This is a genomic window from Pseudoxanthomonas sp. LjRoot127, assembly GCF_964253495.1.
Classification (GTDB): domain Bacteria; phylum Pseudomonadota; class Gammaproteobacteria; order Xanthomonadales; family Xanthomonadaceae; genus Pseudoxanthomonas_A.
On sequence record NZ_CAXUQR020000002.1, the window covers coordinates 153,843 to 167,542 of the forward strand.

Sequence of the window (13,700 nt, forward strand, 5' to 3'; positions counted from 1 at the left end):
ACCCGGATGATACTTTACAAACATACTCCAATCAAAGTTAAGCAATGATTCTTGATCTGGATCACCAGCAGGTCCGGGAGCACTGGCAGAAGGCCGATCCCGGCCTGGCCCAGCTGTTCGACGACATGCAGGCAACGGAGGACTGGACCCTTGATGGGTCTCCTGCCGTTGCCATGGGTCTGGTCAAGCTGGGGCGGGCGCTCAGCCAGCCCGGCGGCGCGCACGCGCTGGAGCGCATGGACCAGGGGCGCTTGTTGTTCCTGTTGGTCTACATCAGCTCGTCCAAGGCCGTGCGCCTGCTGCAGTGGATGGACAACGTCCAGCCGGGCGCCGGCACCCACCTGGTGGAGGCGCTGCTGCAGCGCGACGGCCGCGCCGTACGCGCCGGCATCTCCGAAAAGGCACTTGTGGCCACGCTGCTCCAGCGCTTGCGGATGCTCCAGAACCAGCCGTTCCTGAAGAACGTTTTCGACCCCCAGGCGATGAGCAAGCTCGCCGCCGTCATCAGACAACATCGTGAGGAAACCCAGCATGCGTAGGATGCTCCCCGGCCTTGCGGCCTTCCTGATCTGCGTATTCAGCGCAGCCCCCGCCCTGGCGCTGGACCCGGCCACCAAGCAGGCCGTGTGCAACGAGATCCAGCAGAGCGCCGCTGGCGCACTGGAAACGGCGATCAAGGTGTACGTGCCCAAGCGCAACCCGTCGCGCACCTTCGACGATGCGACCAAGGCGTGTCTGCAGCTGATCGTGCAGTACAACAAGATCCCGATGGGCATGCTGAACATGGGCGCCCTGCAGCCCATCCTGCAGAAGCTGGGCGAAGACCTGCTGATGCGGGAATGCTCGGCAGCCGCCGATCGCTTCAACCGCACGCTCAACGAAGCGCTGGCAGAGCGCGGCCTGTCCTACAGCGGCGGCAATCTGAGCTACAGCGGCACCATTGACGGCGTCCAGATCGGCGCCAGCACCGCCGGCGGCGGGTCGGTGAACGTCAACGGCAACAACGGCTACCTGGGCAACGTCACCGGGAACGTCAATGGCAACGGCACCGGCAGCGTCGGCTCCAGCAACACCGGCGGCCTGGTCAACTGGGGCGGCAATGGCGGCACCTGCACGGGGAAGGATTGCAAATGAAGCGCACCTCGATCGCTCTCGGGCTGGTGACGATGCTGGGCGTCGGCACCTACTTCGCCACCTCGCCGTCGACCGCGTGCTGCGGTGACGGTATTGCCGCAGCCACCGGCGCACAGGCAGCCGGTGCCTCCGTGGTGTCGGCCATCGCCTCGTCGACCTCATCGATCACCCTGATCCTGAACCAGATCAACCAGAACATCAGTAGCGGCCTGGGCCAGGTGGTGCAGGAGCTCGGCAAGCAGACGGCTTCGCAGAAGACTTTCGAGCAGGGGGCTGTCCAAGCCAGTGCTGCGCTGTACATGGAGGACAAGCGCGGGCAGGCCGCCATGGACTTCGCACTGTCGCCCCGCGCCTGTTTCGAGGCCAATGCCGCATCGGCGGTGGGTGACGGTGCCCAGAGCACCGTGCAGACCACCCGTGGCCTGATGCAGGGCCTGCAGGAGCGCACGCTCTATACGAGCAACACGGCCGGCGCCGTGGACAAGGTGTTCCGCACGCACGCCGACAAGTTCTGCTCCGAGCGCGATGTCGCGCTGGGCCGCTGCAAGACCGCAGCGACGGCGGATCTGCAGAATGCCGACGTTCGCGCCGACAACATCCTCGGTCGCGACGTGCTGTCCAATGACCAGTACGAAGGCGCCGTGGCGTACCTCAACAACGTCGTCAATGCGGTGCCGACGCAGAACGTGCCCAAGGGCTGGGAGAAGACGCCGCAGGGCCGTGCCTTCGTCGCCGGCCAGCTGATGGAGCAGAGCAAGCTCTCGGCCGCCTCGCTGTCGCTGTCCAACTCGATTGCGATGCGCCGCAAGGTGCCGGGACTGGGATCTCAGGCCAACCTCAACGTGGCCGACGTGTCCCAGATGCAGCTCATGAAGGCGCAGACCAATGGGCGCTTCATGGACCCGAACTGGTACAAGATGATCGTCGGGCCGGGCTTTGGCGAAGTGAACCAGCTGCGCGAGGCCAACAAGATGATGGCCTTCGACCTGTACCTGCAGATGATGATGTACGAGCAGGGAGAGCGCATGGAGACCATGCTGGCCGCCCAGATCGCCACCGACATCAAGCGTGATTCCGAACAGCGCCTGGCCAAGGCTCGCGCTGCGGCAGCGAAGTCGCAGTAATGAGCCGGATTCGCGCGATCCTCGTAGGTGCCGGTGGTGGCGTCATTCTCAGCGCAGGCCTGACCGCTGCGCTGGATGCTGATGCTGCCTTCACCTGTTGTGATCCGTGGGCGCAGGTGGGCTACAACGCCTTCGTAGCGGCCGGCAATGCTGTCGTCGGAGCGATCACCTCTTCTGTCACCACGATTGTGACGGATCTGCAGACCGGTCCGATGTACAACTGGGACCAGGGCATGGGGCAGTGGCTCCAGGAGCTGGGCAAGCAGACCGCGAGCACGCGGGTGCTCACCGAAGGCAAGATCGCGGCTGAGAGCCAGCTCTACATCCAGGAGAAGACCGGCGATGCGGTGATGGCCACCGTGGAGGCCGCCTCGTTCGACGAGACGATCACCAGCGCGCTGATGCTGGGTGACCAGGATGTCACGGTGCGCAAGGCCGTGCGCGAGTACGGGCGCATCCACGCCGACTCCCTGGTGTCCGACCGCTTCGAGTCCACCAGCGCTGCCACGGTGGCGCGCCACCAGAAGTGGTGCTCGCAGCGCCAGGTCGACGCTGGCGTCTGTGCCCAGGCCGCAGCACCGGGCATGGAGTACGCCGACGTCAACGTTGCCAGCGTGCTGAACCCGATCGCGGGCAAGACCTACTCCGATGAAGGCCGACAGGCCGCCCTGGACTACGTGCAGAACGTGGTCGGCAACGAGCACCTGCGTGCCCAGGCGGGAACCGATACGCCCCAGGCTCGCGCCGCTGACGCACTGACGATCGCCGATCAGGCGGCGCTGTCGGCAGCCGCGTATTCCCTCAACAGCATCATGGCCGAGCGCACGCGCCGGCTTGAAACCGAATAGCCAAAAGGATCAACCCATGCGTCGCATCGCAACCGTCATGTTCCTCGCCGTCGCCCTGGCCGCCTGTGGCGGAAAAGAAGAGGCCGCAGGCCAGGCGGATAAGGCTGTTCCCGCAAGCGCCGCGGCAGTGAAGCCCGGCGCGTTCGACAAGATCGTGGTGACGCGCATCATCGAGTCCATCAGCGGTGTGTCCGGTCAGGTGCGCCAGCGCGGTGACGCCATCGAGCTGTGCGACAAGTGGCTGCCGATCCCGCACGAGGCGGGCTGGTGCGATCGCGAGAAGGACGAAGAGGTGCGTGCGCTGCTCCTGGATGCGGCGCGCCTGCAGGAAGCCGGCTACGCCGTTGCTTCTGAGGCGCTGGCCGTCCAGGCCGTGGCCAAGGCCGGCGATGACGCCAGCATTCCTGCCCGGGCGCTGACCAGCGCCTTCATCGACATGTACGCCCCGGCCAAGGGCGAGGCCACCGATGGTGCTGATGCCGCCTTCGATGCGGACCTGCAGCGTTACTGGCAGGTCTGGGAGCTGGTGCAGAAGGACGTTGCGGGGATCACCCCGGAGAACAAGTCGTTGACGCTGCTGCGCCTGAAGGGCGAGCTCTACCGCGATGAGCTGGCCATGCGTGCCGGTTCGAGGCCGGGCCTGAAGCCGGCCACGGTGGAGGATCTGAAGGCCCGCGACAACGCGCTGGCGCGCATTGCAGCCTTCCACGAGGCGGAGGGGCGCTGAGATGTCGCTGCTGCGCTCCCTGACGCTGCTGGCGGCCTGTGCGGCCGGCTGTGCGCTGGCGCCGCAGGCGCGGGCGAACATCCAACCTGGCTTCAGTGCGTGCGTGCAGGACCCGCTGCGCGAGAACTCCGGTCGTGCGCGGGTCACCAGCTCGGTCAATCCGGCGCGCCGGAACCCGGTCACCGGCGTGGTGCGCTGGCACAAGGGCGTGGATCTGGCCATCGGCATCGGAACGCCCGTCTATGCGGCCAACGACGGCGTAATCACCGCCAAGTGGGCCAGCGGTGGTGGCGGGCAGAGCATCCGACTGACCGGCGGCGCCGGGGGCTACACCACCGTCTACTTCCACCTGTCCAAGTACCTGGTCAAGAACGGCGACACCGTGCGGGTCGGCCAGCCGATCGCGCTGGTGGGCAACACCGGTGTCGGCACCGGCCCTCACCTGCACTTCGAGATCTGGAAGGGCAAGGAATTCAGCAAGGACCCCAAGGGCCTGTACTGCGGTGGATCTCCGACGCCTGGCGGCTACGCCGGCGAGGCGGGCTACGGCGATCAGCCCGATGGCGAGCCCATGGAGGCCTACGCCGGCAAGATGCCGGAAGTGCCGAACATGGAAGCGTGGGACGACATGTCCGTGCGCGAGATCATCGAAGCCGAAGTCGGCAAGCGCTACCAGAACACCGCATGGTTGGCCGAAGAGGCCGAGCGCAGCGCTGCGCCGCTGCGCGTGGAAGCGCTGCACATGCGTGCGCTGAAGATCTACATCGACCAGCGCCGCAACGACCAGAAAGCGCGTGTGGAGCTGCTGATGGCGCAGCACCTGGCGCGCAACGTCAACCGCGAAATGGAAGTCCGCATGGACCGTCAGCGTGCTGCTGCGTCCAAGGCGGCCTCATCGAACCAGTAAGAGGAAAAGCTATGCGCCACGTGATGGGCTTGAACGACTACCTGCTGCGCAAAGACAGCAAGGAAGTGCCGGTGGTCTACGACCCTTCGACCTGCCTCAATGGCCACCTGGCCCTCTGTGGCATGAGTGGTTCGGGGAAGACGCATCAAATCAGGCAACTGCTTCGATCAGCGGCGTTGGCCGGCATCGACATCGAGGTTGCCGACGTCCACGAAGAGCTCCTGGCCGGCATCCCGGGTGCAGTCGCAGCCAAGTATAGCCAGGCTACGGGATATGGCTATAACCCGCTTGTGCTGGATCTCGATCCACACAGCGGCGGCGTCAATCGCCAGGCCGACTTCATCGTGGGCCTGATCAAGCAGGTGACGACGCAGTTCGGCTCCAAGCAAGAGGCCGCGCTGCGAAACCTCATCATCGACTGCTACGCCTCCCGCGGCATCTGGGCCGACAATCCGCGCAGCTGGGTCCGCAAACAGATCACGGAGAGCCAGCGAGCTCAGCTGATCAAAGACCGGCAGTGGGACCAGTTGCGGGAGTATTACCCCACGCTCACGGACCTGCTCGACTTCGCTGAGAAGAAGGTCCTTTCGATCGTGTTCGGCGGCGACAACAAAGCGATGAACGCCCTGGACGCGGCCTGCAAGGCCAATACGAAGCTCCAGCAGGTCGCATCCAAGTTCAACAAGGCCGGTATTTCGGCCGAGGAAAAGGCCAAGCTGGAGGCGCAGGTCGAGGCTGCGCAGAAGCGCGCAATCGACGCGTACTCGGAGGCGATCATGGCGAAACCCACGCGCGAAGCGAGGGAAATTTTGCGCTACGACTCGCGCGAGGTCTTGACGGGGGTCGTGCAGCGTCTGCAGTTGTTGAGCGCGTCAGGCATCTTCAATGCGACCGCCCCGCCGTTCGGCGACGCCAAAGTGCGTGTGCACCAGATCAAATCGCTGACCGACGAGCAGCAAGTGCTGTTCGTCAAGCTGCGCCTGCGTGCCATGTTCGAGCGAGCAAAGCAACTTGGGCCGACAGCATCGGGCACCGAGCTGCGCATGATCTTCATGCTGGACGAAGCGCCGAAGTATTTCTCGGACGAGTCCGACGACATCATCAACGTCATCGCACGCGAGGCGCGCAAGTTCGGTATTGGCCTGTGGTGTGCAGCGCAGCAGCCGAACTTCCCAGAGTCATTCATCACCAACTGTGGGGCGAAGTTCCTTCTCGGTATCGATGCTTCGTACTGGAAGTCGGCTCAGCAGAAGATGCGCATCACCGAAGATGGGCTGAAGTGGATCAAGCCCAAGGAAGTGATGGCCGTGAAGCTCCACAAGGAAGGTCAACCCGATCCGCCGTTCGTGAACGTGGTGGTGCCCAATCCCGCTACCGAAAATGGCCGTCGTGCGTTGGCGAAGGCGGCCTGATGTACGGCCGCGTCGTCTTCCGTCCCGATCAGACGTTGATGCGCGAAGCGCTTCCGCAGGCATTGCGGACGATCGCGCAGCGTAAGCCCTTCGAGGGGAAGGGCACGGACGAATCGCCCCTGGTCATGGGATGGGAGATCGCCGTACCCAAGGCGCAGGCGTCTCTCCTGGATGAGGATGCGATCGCCTGGCTGGAGTCCAACAGCTTCAGCACCAACCGTGGCCGGCTCAAGTGGAGCCGGTCGGACAAGCTCAGCAACTGACGTCAAACCGGAGAACTGTCGTGAACGTCGCCAACCCCGCCATCGAGAACGAAATCACCGCCTATTCGCTGCGGATGCCGAAGGCGTTCAAGGAAGGCCTCAAGCAGTTGGCGGAGGAAGAGACCGAGCGTCACGGCGGTACGCGCGTGAGCATCAACGACATCATCTGTCAGGCCATCAGGGCGCGACTTGCGGCCCGGAAGCAGGCGTGAGTATTGATCCGGAAACAATCTAGGGCAGCTTGGAATCCATGTGGGGAGAACGCGCAGATGTCTGAGTCAAAGGACGCACGTGAGGGAACGAAGCCGGTTTGTGCTCGACTGCCGGCGAGCTTGAAAGATGAGATGGACCGCTTGGCAGCGCTTGAGTCAGTTAGGCGCGGGGGTAAGCGTGTTAGCGTCAATACGATATTCATCGAAGCGTGCAAAGAGAAGATCGCACGTCACTCCGCGTAGCTTTATGACCTTGAGATACGGCCCAGTCTGTGGATGGATTACCGGCGTAGGCAGTCGTGAGACCCCGGAGTGGGCAGCCGAGGGCCTTCGGCTTGTGATTGCTGCCTACGCCGCCCGCGGCTACGGCATTCGCACCGGCGACGCCGCCGCCGCCGACCAGGCAACGCGTGAGGCGGCGAAAGCCGCGGGAGCTCCACTTCGAGTATTCGCAGTCTCGAAGCAAGCGTGTCCAGACACGGTTTGCTTCACCAGCCTGCCCCATCAGATCCAGCGTCAAGCCTTCGATCTGGTGGATGAGCTGCATCCAGCGAAATGGCTCAAGCCGTTCGTTAAACAACTCCACGCCCGCAATAGCAACCAGGTCAAAGGAGAGGGTCTGGACGATCCTTCCGAACGCGTGGTGCTCTGGGCGCTGAAGTCGGAGTTCGGCGACGACGGCCGATTGAGTAACGTTGCCGGGGGAACAGGACAGGCTGTGCGTGTGGCGCACAAGTTCGGCATCCCCGCTTACAACCTCGACTTGCCGGAGCATCGTGCCCAGCTTGAGAGGGAGCTGGGCATCGAGCTGCCGGCGCCGCCGGCGGACGAATGCGAGGAAGATCTCTCGCCACAGGCCCGCCTGTTCTAGCGATCGATGCGCCCCACATTCTGGGGCGCTTATCAGACCGGCTACCGGGCGCGTCTATTCACGTAGGAGGTGCCCATGGCCCAGTACGTGAAGACCCCCAAGGGGGATGTGATCCTGATCCTCAGTCCTGCCGAAGCGCGAGGACTCGATGCCGTGGCCCACGACGGCGCCGCAGGCATCCTCTGTGACCCTGCAGCTGCGCGTGCATACATCGGAGGCCGGCGAGCTCAGGACGCCGCTGTGCGCGCCCTGGCGGCGTTGGCCTCCGCAGCGGTCGCCGGTGCCAAGCCCGTGCGTTAGAGCAGCCGTGTGCGGCGCCTGGAGCGCGGACGAGGGTGCCTGGAGGGTTCGTGTGGCTGGCCAGTGCTGGCCAGGTGCTGGAATGGCTGGTGCGCAGGCGCGCAGGCTTCGCGGATCTGCGCCTCCCACTGGATGGCCCAGAGGGTCAGATACTCCCTACAGGCCTGCTCATCAGGCAGGAATGCGTAGCGGGGCGGCCGCCTGGCTGTCTTGCAGAGGCGCCAAGGTGCGCCGGGTTCATCGCGAGCAGGACTCGCGTACGCGACCGCTTCGTCCCCAAAGTAGAGTGCGGGGCCGTCTATGAAGTGACGGAACTCAAAGTCGGGAGGGAGCGTGGCCACCGCCGCATCGTACGCCTGTGCGGCGTACGTGTCGTCCCGAATGGGGCAGTGCGGCGTCAGTATGGAGCGCCATGATCAGCGCCCCTGAGGCATGAAGTCATCGTCCAAGGCCGCCGGCTTCAAATTCTCGAACCGGTTGTACTCGCCAAGGAAGCGCAGTTTGCACGTGTCCGTAGGACCGTGTCGTTGCTTGCCGATGATGATCTCCGCCAGGCCTTTGTCTGGCGAGTTTTCCTTGTTGTAGTAGTCATCGCGGTAGATGAAGACGATCATGTCTGCATCCTGCTCGATGGCGCCAGACTCGCGCAGATCCGCCATCACGGGGCGCTTGTCCGAACGCGTCTCCAGGCTGCGATTGAGCTGCGAGAGTGCGATGATCGGCACATTGAGCTCTTTCGCCAGACCCTTCAGGGCGCGTGTGATTGCGGAGACCTCGGTTGCACGGTTCTCGCTGTTGCCGGGTACAGCCATCAGCTGCAGGTAGTCGATCACGATCAGTGAAAGATCTGGATGCTCACGCTTCAGCCGGCGGGCCTTGGAGCGCAAGCGCTCAGGTGAGAGGCCCGGCGTATCGTCGATCAGAATGGGCGAGGCGTTCTGAATGATGCGAATTGCCGCGGTGACATGTGCCCAGTCCTGATCTTCCAGCTGGGCCCGTCGCAGCCGGGTGGCATGGACACGGCCTTGCGAGGACACCATGCGCTGGGTCAACTGCTCCGAGGACATTTCCATGCTGAACACTGCCACCGCCTTCTTGGACGTGATGGCGGTGTACTCGGCGATGTTGACGGCCAGGGTTGTCTTACCCATGGCAGGGCGCGCTGCCAGGATGATGAGATCCGTAGGGTGAAGGCCGGCAGTGAGCTCGTCCAAATCGACGTAGCCGGTCGGCAGGCCGGTGATACCGCCGCCACGCTCCGACTGGACACGCAGCGTCTCGAATACCTTCTTCAGGGTCGAGGAAGCCGTCGTTGCTTCACGGTCGACGTCGCGAGCATCCTGCCCCACCGAGAACACCCGCTGCTCTGCTTCGGAGACAATCTCCTGCGCTTCGCGATGCCCCGGATTGAAGGCGGCATTGACGATCTGCGTGCCTTCATCGATCAGGCGACGTAGTAGCGCCTTCTCGCGGACGATATCCGCATACGCTTCGATGTTCGCAGCCGAAGGCGTGGTCGAGGCAAGCTCCACCAGGTAGGCGCCGCCGCCGACCAGCTCGCTCGCCCCCTGGTTCACGAACCACTCGCCGAGCGTTACGGCATCGAATGGCGAAGTTTCTTCCGCCAGCTGCGCCATGGCCTGCCAGATCAGCTGGTGATCGCGACGATAGAAGTCGCGACCCTCCAGCTTCTCGCTCACGACGTCGAACATCTCCTGGGCGAGCATGAGACCGCCCAAGACAGCCTGCTCTGCCTCTATGCTGTGAGGTGGCACCTTGAGCTGCACCAGTTGTGCGTGAGTCGCGGCACTGGCCGCGTCCCTCTTAGGGTCGCGGCCGCTGGTCATCTTCCAGTTCCTCTTCGTCCAGGCGGTTCGGAATAGCCACGCCAGTGGCGGCGAAGAACTCTTCAGCAGACACGATCACGATGTTGTCGCTTGGGCGGGCCTTGGTGATGTGAGCCTGCTGCTCCGCGAACCACGCTTCGGTCTGTTCGTTGCGCGGGATGTGATAGAGCGTGTACTGGTCCACCTCGCCTTCCTGCGGCTCGAAGGTGGCCAGCAGCTCGGGCGAGATCTCAGCGTTGTACATGCACTGAGCGTCCGAGTAACGCGAGATCTCGAAGCCGTCGAAGTAGGCGACATTCTCCTGGTCCGGGTAGTACAGCGGCACCCGCACTTGGACGGCGCCGTAGTTGTCGTCGTCGTTGAGGATGTCCAGGACTTGCTTGGTGAAGGCGACGCGCCCTTCGCGCGTGGCGATCAGGTCATCCAGCGGATGCTGCGAGTTGAAGTAGGCGAGGTTGGCAATGATGCGGCCAGCCAGCTCCGCCTTCTCCGCGGACGGGTTGTCGGCCTTGCTGTAGGCAGAGGTGGTCCAGCCCGATGTGCGGAAACGGCACTCGAACCCGTTGTCCTGCAGCTCCAGGCGCGTGTACGTCAGCAGGTCATCGGACAGCGCCTTGGCGCGCTCGGCGTAGTCACTGGCCACGTAGCCGGCTTCCAGCTGATCCTTGGCGTAGGCATCGGGGTTGGCGATCTTGTCCTGCGGCGAGTCGTACTCGCGGCTGTGATCCGCACCGGCGCCGACTACGATATCGTGTTCCCAGCCCATAAATCCGACTTGGATCGGGCCTGCATCCAACAGCATGGTGAACTCGCGATCGAATCCGGCGCGCTTCCCGCGAAGATCTCCAGCAGTTGCTGTGACAGCGCCGGCAAATGCATTGGCAACGTCCTGGATGGTGCTGGCCAGGTTCTCGTACTGATCATCGACTTCCTGCTGCGCCCAGGTGTCGTAGCTCATCGGCTCGTCATCCGGATCTGCACTGGCCTTGTGGTCAGCTACGTAGGCTTCGTAGTCCTCCTGCGTGCAGAGCGTGCCTGACACCAGGAAGGTGCCGCCGGTGTCCTGGAAGGTGGAAGAGTAAACGCCGCGTCCCATCTGCTGTCTCCTGCAAGAACTGAATTGTGGACCAGGTGTCCCCTGGTGGCTAGCAAGGTTGATCTATATGAATCAGCGGGTTACGGACCGCTGGGGGCGGCCGTGCGGCCCAGGATCTCGTCCAGCTCTTCCTCGTCCACGCCTTCGGCCAGGATGAGGTAGTCGTCCTGGCTGGCGAGGGCTCGCTTGATGAAGTCGTCGATCACCATGGCCTCAGACTCGAAGGGCAGGTCGTGGTGCTTCGGGTTCGCGGTGAAATAGAACATGTCCCTGCTGACGCACAGGTAGTCCAGTTCAGTGCGGTGGTCATCACCACTGCAGTGCCCCAAGTGATGCCACGCGTCAGGGCCGCCGTTGACGTGGACCATGTCGATGTTCAGGGACTTGCAGACCCCCTGCAGGTTCCGCAACTGCGCGATGAACTCGTCATTGACCAGGACCGTTGCGTAGTCCGGCGCTTGCGACATGTCGTTGGGGTTGCTCACGCTCATCAGTACGCGCACGGGGGCCTGCGTGGTCTCCGGCTCGGGGAACGCATCCGCGAAAGCCTTGCGCGCTTCCATGGAACGCTGCAGAACGGCTTTGACCTCCGGGTCGCCGTCGCGGACCTTGTGAGAGAGGACCGTATCGCACTCGATGAGAGAGGTGGACAGCGTCGTCAGGAGATGGCTCATTCTGGTCTCGGAAAAAAATAGGGCGCCGGAGGGCGCCCAAGGGGAGTGGAGAGCTTCTAGGGCTCGCGTTGGAAATGAAGATACTCTAATCAAAGTTGCAAAGCAAGGGCCCAAGTGAATTGGACGTTGCAACTACTGCAACCGGATGCAATAGCTGCATCAGGGAGGGGCCGGCCAACGCTCCAATCTCGCACTGTTTTGCAGTATTTGGCGTGAATTATTCTGCTTGCGGAACAGTCTGCCTGGCTCGCATATTGGGGGCATCCAAGACAGGGAGATGAGTGTGCAAAGACCCATTCCAAAGCTAGTGCGCAATGCCCAGGGCGGCGAGGGGAGTAAGACCGTGGCGATGGTCGTCTTCGAGGACGGGGCTGGCGCGGCAATCCGTTGCGATCCAGACCCTGGGCAACGCATGCGTTACCTGCGCGAGCATGGACGGATGTCCGGCTACGGTGATCGCACGATCATCAACTACATCGAGCTGTTCAAGGTTCAGTCGAATCTCTTCAGCGACACTGCCGAGCGGCCAGACGTAAGGCCTGTCTTCGCAAAGAGCCTGGCGGAGCTCGAACGGCAGCGAGCGCACATTGAAATGACGCTTTGTCGCCTGATCTGCCTTTCCGGTGCCCTGGCAGGCAAACACGAAATTCCGATCGACCCAGGCGCGGAGCCTGCATCGCGCGTGCTGAGAAGAACCTTGAGGGCACTGCCGCGTGAGGTAGCGGATGACTGGACGGCCGCGGCCTACTCGGACGGGCTGGATCACCCGAAGCTGACGGGGCTTTCCGAGATTGTTGAGCGTATCCGACTCACCGTAGCGTTCCTTGGCGAACCGTTTACGCATGGCGCCATGCAACCGATCGACAACGTCGATGACTTTCGGTTGCTGGCCGGTTTCGATCGTCCGCGTGAGTTGTTGGACATTTCGATCAACGAGCGCCTGCTGGGACGTGTAACGCTCGGTTCCCGGTAGCAACGGAGAACGAGAAAGGCCCCAGAAACTGGGGCCTTTCAGTGGTGATCACGTGAATCGCCTACGCGCAGGGATCAGCTACGCGCGGCATCCTCAAAAGGGATATCGTCCGAACTGTCGATTGCCGGCGGCGCTTCGGTCGGAGCGCGCTGGTTGTCGGGCTTGTCCAGGAAGATGAACTCGTCGACCACCACATTCGTCTGGTAGCGCGGCTTCTCTTCGCCTTGCACCTGGTAGCTCTCGGTGCGCAGTCTGCCATCGATCAGGATGTACGATCCCTTGCGGCCGTGCTCGCACAGGATTTCGGCGGACTTGCCGAACGCGACGACGGATGTCCATTCGGTGCGTTCCTTTCGGTCGTCTCCGGTACCCCACACTTCGGTGGTAGCGACCTGGAAGCGCACGAAGTTCTTGCCACCGTTGCTGGAACGAAGCTCCAGCGCGTTACCAATGAAGCCCACAAGCTGGGCCTTCGAGAAACTGCGTCTTGCCATGATGTTGGCCCCTGTGCCCGATACGCTCAGGCGTGGCGTTGGGATGGATGAGGGAGTGGCATCGACGCATCCCGTCGCCGACGCCGAAGGTGTTACGGGCGCGGGCTGGAGATCTCGTCGTCGAGGTCATCGTCGACCACCGCCTCGCTGGCCAAGTGCGCGCTCGGGCGTGCACCGCTGAGGGCTTCGTAGGCTTTGGCAATGAGTGCGCTGGTAGCCGGATCGGCTGACGCCTCAGCGCTGAGGTTCGCCTTGTCCATGGCTTGTGCCATCTGCTCCACCAGGGAGCGAAGCTCAGCGTAGGACGTGACGTTGGTGAGCGGGGCGGGAGCTACCTGCTCCAGCGCCATGCGTGCGGCGCCAAGATCGAATTCGGCCGTGCTGCGCTGATCGCCCAGCCCGAAGGACTGGGTGTACTTCAGCCCTTCGCGCACGTCCTTGTCCAGCATGTTGCGCAGAGCGAAGGTGCTGACGATCGCGTTGCGATCGCCAATGCCGTGCTCGATGTAGTTGACGGCTTTGCGCAGGTGCTTTGCCAGCTCGTCCCGCTGACCTACGAGCTCGTACGAGCTGCGGAACAGCTCCATGGTCACCGCATCGCCTTCATGCGGAAGGATCTCCGCCAGGCTCTTGCGCGTGAACTGCCCGGCAATCGGATTGCCGTGCTCGTCCAGCTTGGGCTGGGGGGCGCCGACGATGGTGCGGCCGACGATCGAGAAGGGGCCCGCAAGGGCAATGGCTTTGGTGGGGAGGGTGTCCATGGGGGCCACAATAGGAGATCACAGTAAAAGTTGCAACTTTGGTTAGAGTATCCGAAA

At 63.2% G+C, this 13,700-nt stretch carries 17 protein-coding genes; 12 read left to right on the forward strand and 5 right to left on the reverse strand.

What is annotated here, in order from left to right:
• The first annotated feature begins 44 nt into the window (after positions 1 to 44).
• The 11 genes from ACSQ19_RS19605 to ACSQ19_RS19655 all read left to right on the forward strand — a co-directional run bounded on the left by ACSQ19_RS19605 (position 45) and on the right by ACSQ19_RS19655 (position 7,798).
• Positions 45 to 539, forward strand: a complete 495-nt coding sequence (locus ACSQ19_RS19605; protein ID WP_436001402.1) for a type IVB secretion system protein IcmW — start codon at positions 45 to 47, stop codon at positions 537 to 539.
• Complete coding sequence (locus ACSQ19_RS19610; protein ID WP_436001404.1) at positions 532 to 1,134, forward strand: hypothetical protein; 603 nt, start codon at positions 532 to 534, stop codon at positions 1,132 to 1,134. Before ACSQ19_RS19605 ends, ACSQ19_RS19610 begins: the two co-directional genes overlap by 8 nt.
• Positions 1,131 to 2,258, forward strand: coding sequence for a hypothetical protein (locus ACSQ19_RS19615; protein ID WP_436001406.1), 1,128 nt, complete (start codon positions 1,131 to 1,133; stop codon positions 2,256 to 2,258). Before ACSQ19_RS19610 ends, ACSQ19_RS19615 begins: the two co-directional genes overlap by 4 nt.
• On the forward strand, positions 2,258 to 3,106 hold the full coding sequence (locus tag ACSQ19_RS19620) for a hypothetical protein (RefSeq protein WP_436001408.1): 849 nt from the start codon (positions 2,258 to 2,260) through the stop codon (positions 3,104 to 3,106). Before ACSQ19_RS19615 ends, ACSQ19_RS19620 begins: the two co-directional genes overlap by 1 nt.
• Before the next feature lie 16 nt (positions 3,107 to 3,122).
• Entirely contained in the window at positions 3,123 to 3,833 is a 711-nt protein-coding gene (locus tag ACSQ19_RS19625) for a hypothetical protein (RefSeq protein ID WP_436001410.1), read from the forward strand.
• Position 3,834: 1 nt separating this feature from the next.
• A complete protein-coding gene (locus tag ACSQ19_RS19630; protein ID WP_436001412.1) occupies positions 3,835 to 4,740 on the forward strand; it encodes a M23 family metallopeptidase in 906 nt (301 codons plus the stop codon).
• A gap of 11 nt (positions 4,741 to 4,751) precedes the next feature.
• Complete coding sequence (locus tag ACSQ19_RS19635; protein WP_436001414.1) at positions 4,752 to 6,152, forward strand: helicase HerA domain-containing protein; 1,401 nt, start codon at positions 4,752 to 4,754, stop codon at positions 6,150 to 6,152.
• Entirely contained in the window at positions 6,152 to 6,415 is a 264-nt protein-coding gene (locus tag ACSQ19_RS19640; RefSeq protein ID WP_436001416.1) for a hypothetical protein, read from the forward strand. Before ACSQ19_RS19635 ends, ACSQ19_RS19640 begins: the two co-directional genes overlap by 1 nt.
• 20 nt (positions 6,416 to 6,435) lie before the next feature.
• Positions 6,436 to 6,627 (forward strand): hypothetical protein, encoded by a 192-nt coding sequence (locus ACSQ19_RS19645; protein ID WP_436001418.1) that lies wholly within the window; start codon positions 6,436 to 6,438, stop codon positions 6,625 to 6,627.
• 337 nt (positions 6,628 to 6,964) lie between these two features.
• On the forward strand, positions 6,965 to 7,498 hold the full coding sequence (locus ACSQ19_RS19650) for a hypothetical protein (protein WP_436001420.1): 534 nt from the start codon (positions 6,965 to 6,967) through the stop codon (positions 7,496 to 7,498).
• Between the two features lie 75 nt (positions 7,499 to 7,573).
• Positions 7,574 to 7,798, forward strand: a complete 225-nt coding sequence (locus ACSQ19_RS19655; RefSeq protein WP_436001422.1) for a hypothetical protein — start codon at positions 7,574 to 7,576, stop codon at positions 7,796 to 7,798.
• A gap of 416 nt (positions 7,799 to 8,214) precedes the next feature.
• On the opposite strand, the gene ACSQ19_RS19660 is transcribed toward ACSQ19_RS19655, so the two are convergent.
• From ACSQ19_RS19660 to ACSQ19_RS19670, 3 genes are all read right to left on the reverse strand, one after another.
• Entirely contained in the window at positions 8,215 to 9,645 is a 1,431-nt protein-coding gene (locus ACSQ19_RS19660; RefSeq protein ID WP_436001424.1) for a replicative DNA helicase, read from the reverse strand.
• Positions 9,623 to 10,741, reverse strand: a complete 1,119-nt coding sequence (locus ACSQ19_RS19665) for a hypothetical protein (RefSeq protein WP_436001426.1) — start codon at positions 10,739 to 10,741, stop codon at positions 9,623 to 9,625. Before ACSQ19_RS19665 ends, ACSQ19_RS19660 begins: the two co-directional genes overlap by 23 nt.
• 80 nt (positions 10,742 to 10,821) lie before the next feature.
• Positions 10,822 to 11,415, reverse strand: coding sequence for a hypothetical protein (locus ACSQ19_RS19670; RefSeq protein WP_436001428.1), 594 nt, complete (start codon positions 11,413 to 11,415; stop codon positions 10,822 to 10,824).
• A 343-nt stretch (positions 11,416 to 11,758) separates the two neighbouring features.
• On the opposite strand from ACSQ19_RS19670, the gene ACSQ19_RS19675 reads away from it, so the two are divergent.
• Entirely contained in the window at positions 11,759 to 12,388 is a 630-nt protein-coding gene (locus tag ACSQ19_RS19675; protein ID WP_436001430.1) for a hypothetical protein, read from the forward strand.
• A 74-nt stretch (positions 12,389 to 12,462) separates the two neighbouring features.
• Here the strand turns inward: ACSQ19_RS19675 and ACSQ19_RS19680 are convergent, their stop codons facing one another.
• Both ACSQ19_RS19680 and ACSQ19_RS19685 read right to left on the reverse strand, forming a co-directional pair.
• On the reverse strand, positions 12,463 to 12,882 hold the full coding sequence (locus ACSQ19_RS19680) for a single-stranded DNA-binding protein (RefSeq protein ID WP_436001432.1): 420 nt from the start codon (positions 12,880 to 12,882) through the stop codon (positions 12,463 to 12,465).
• A 92-nt stretch (positions 12,883 to 12,974) separates the two neighbouring features.
• Complete coding sequence (locus ACSQ19_RS19685) at positions 12,975 to 13,643, reverse strand: hypothetical protein (protein ID WP_436001434.1); 669 nt, start codon at positions 13,641 to 13,643, stop codon at positions 12,975 to 12,977.
• Positions 13,644 to 13,700 lie beyond the last annotated feature (57 nt).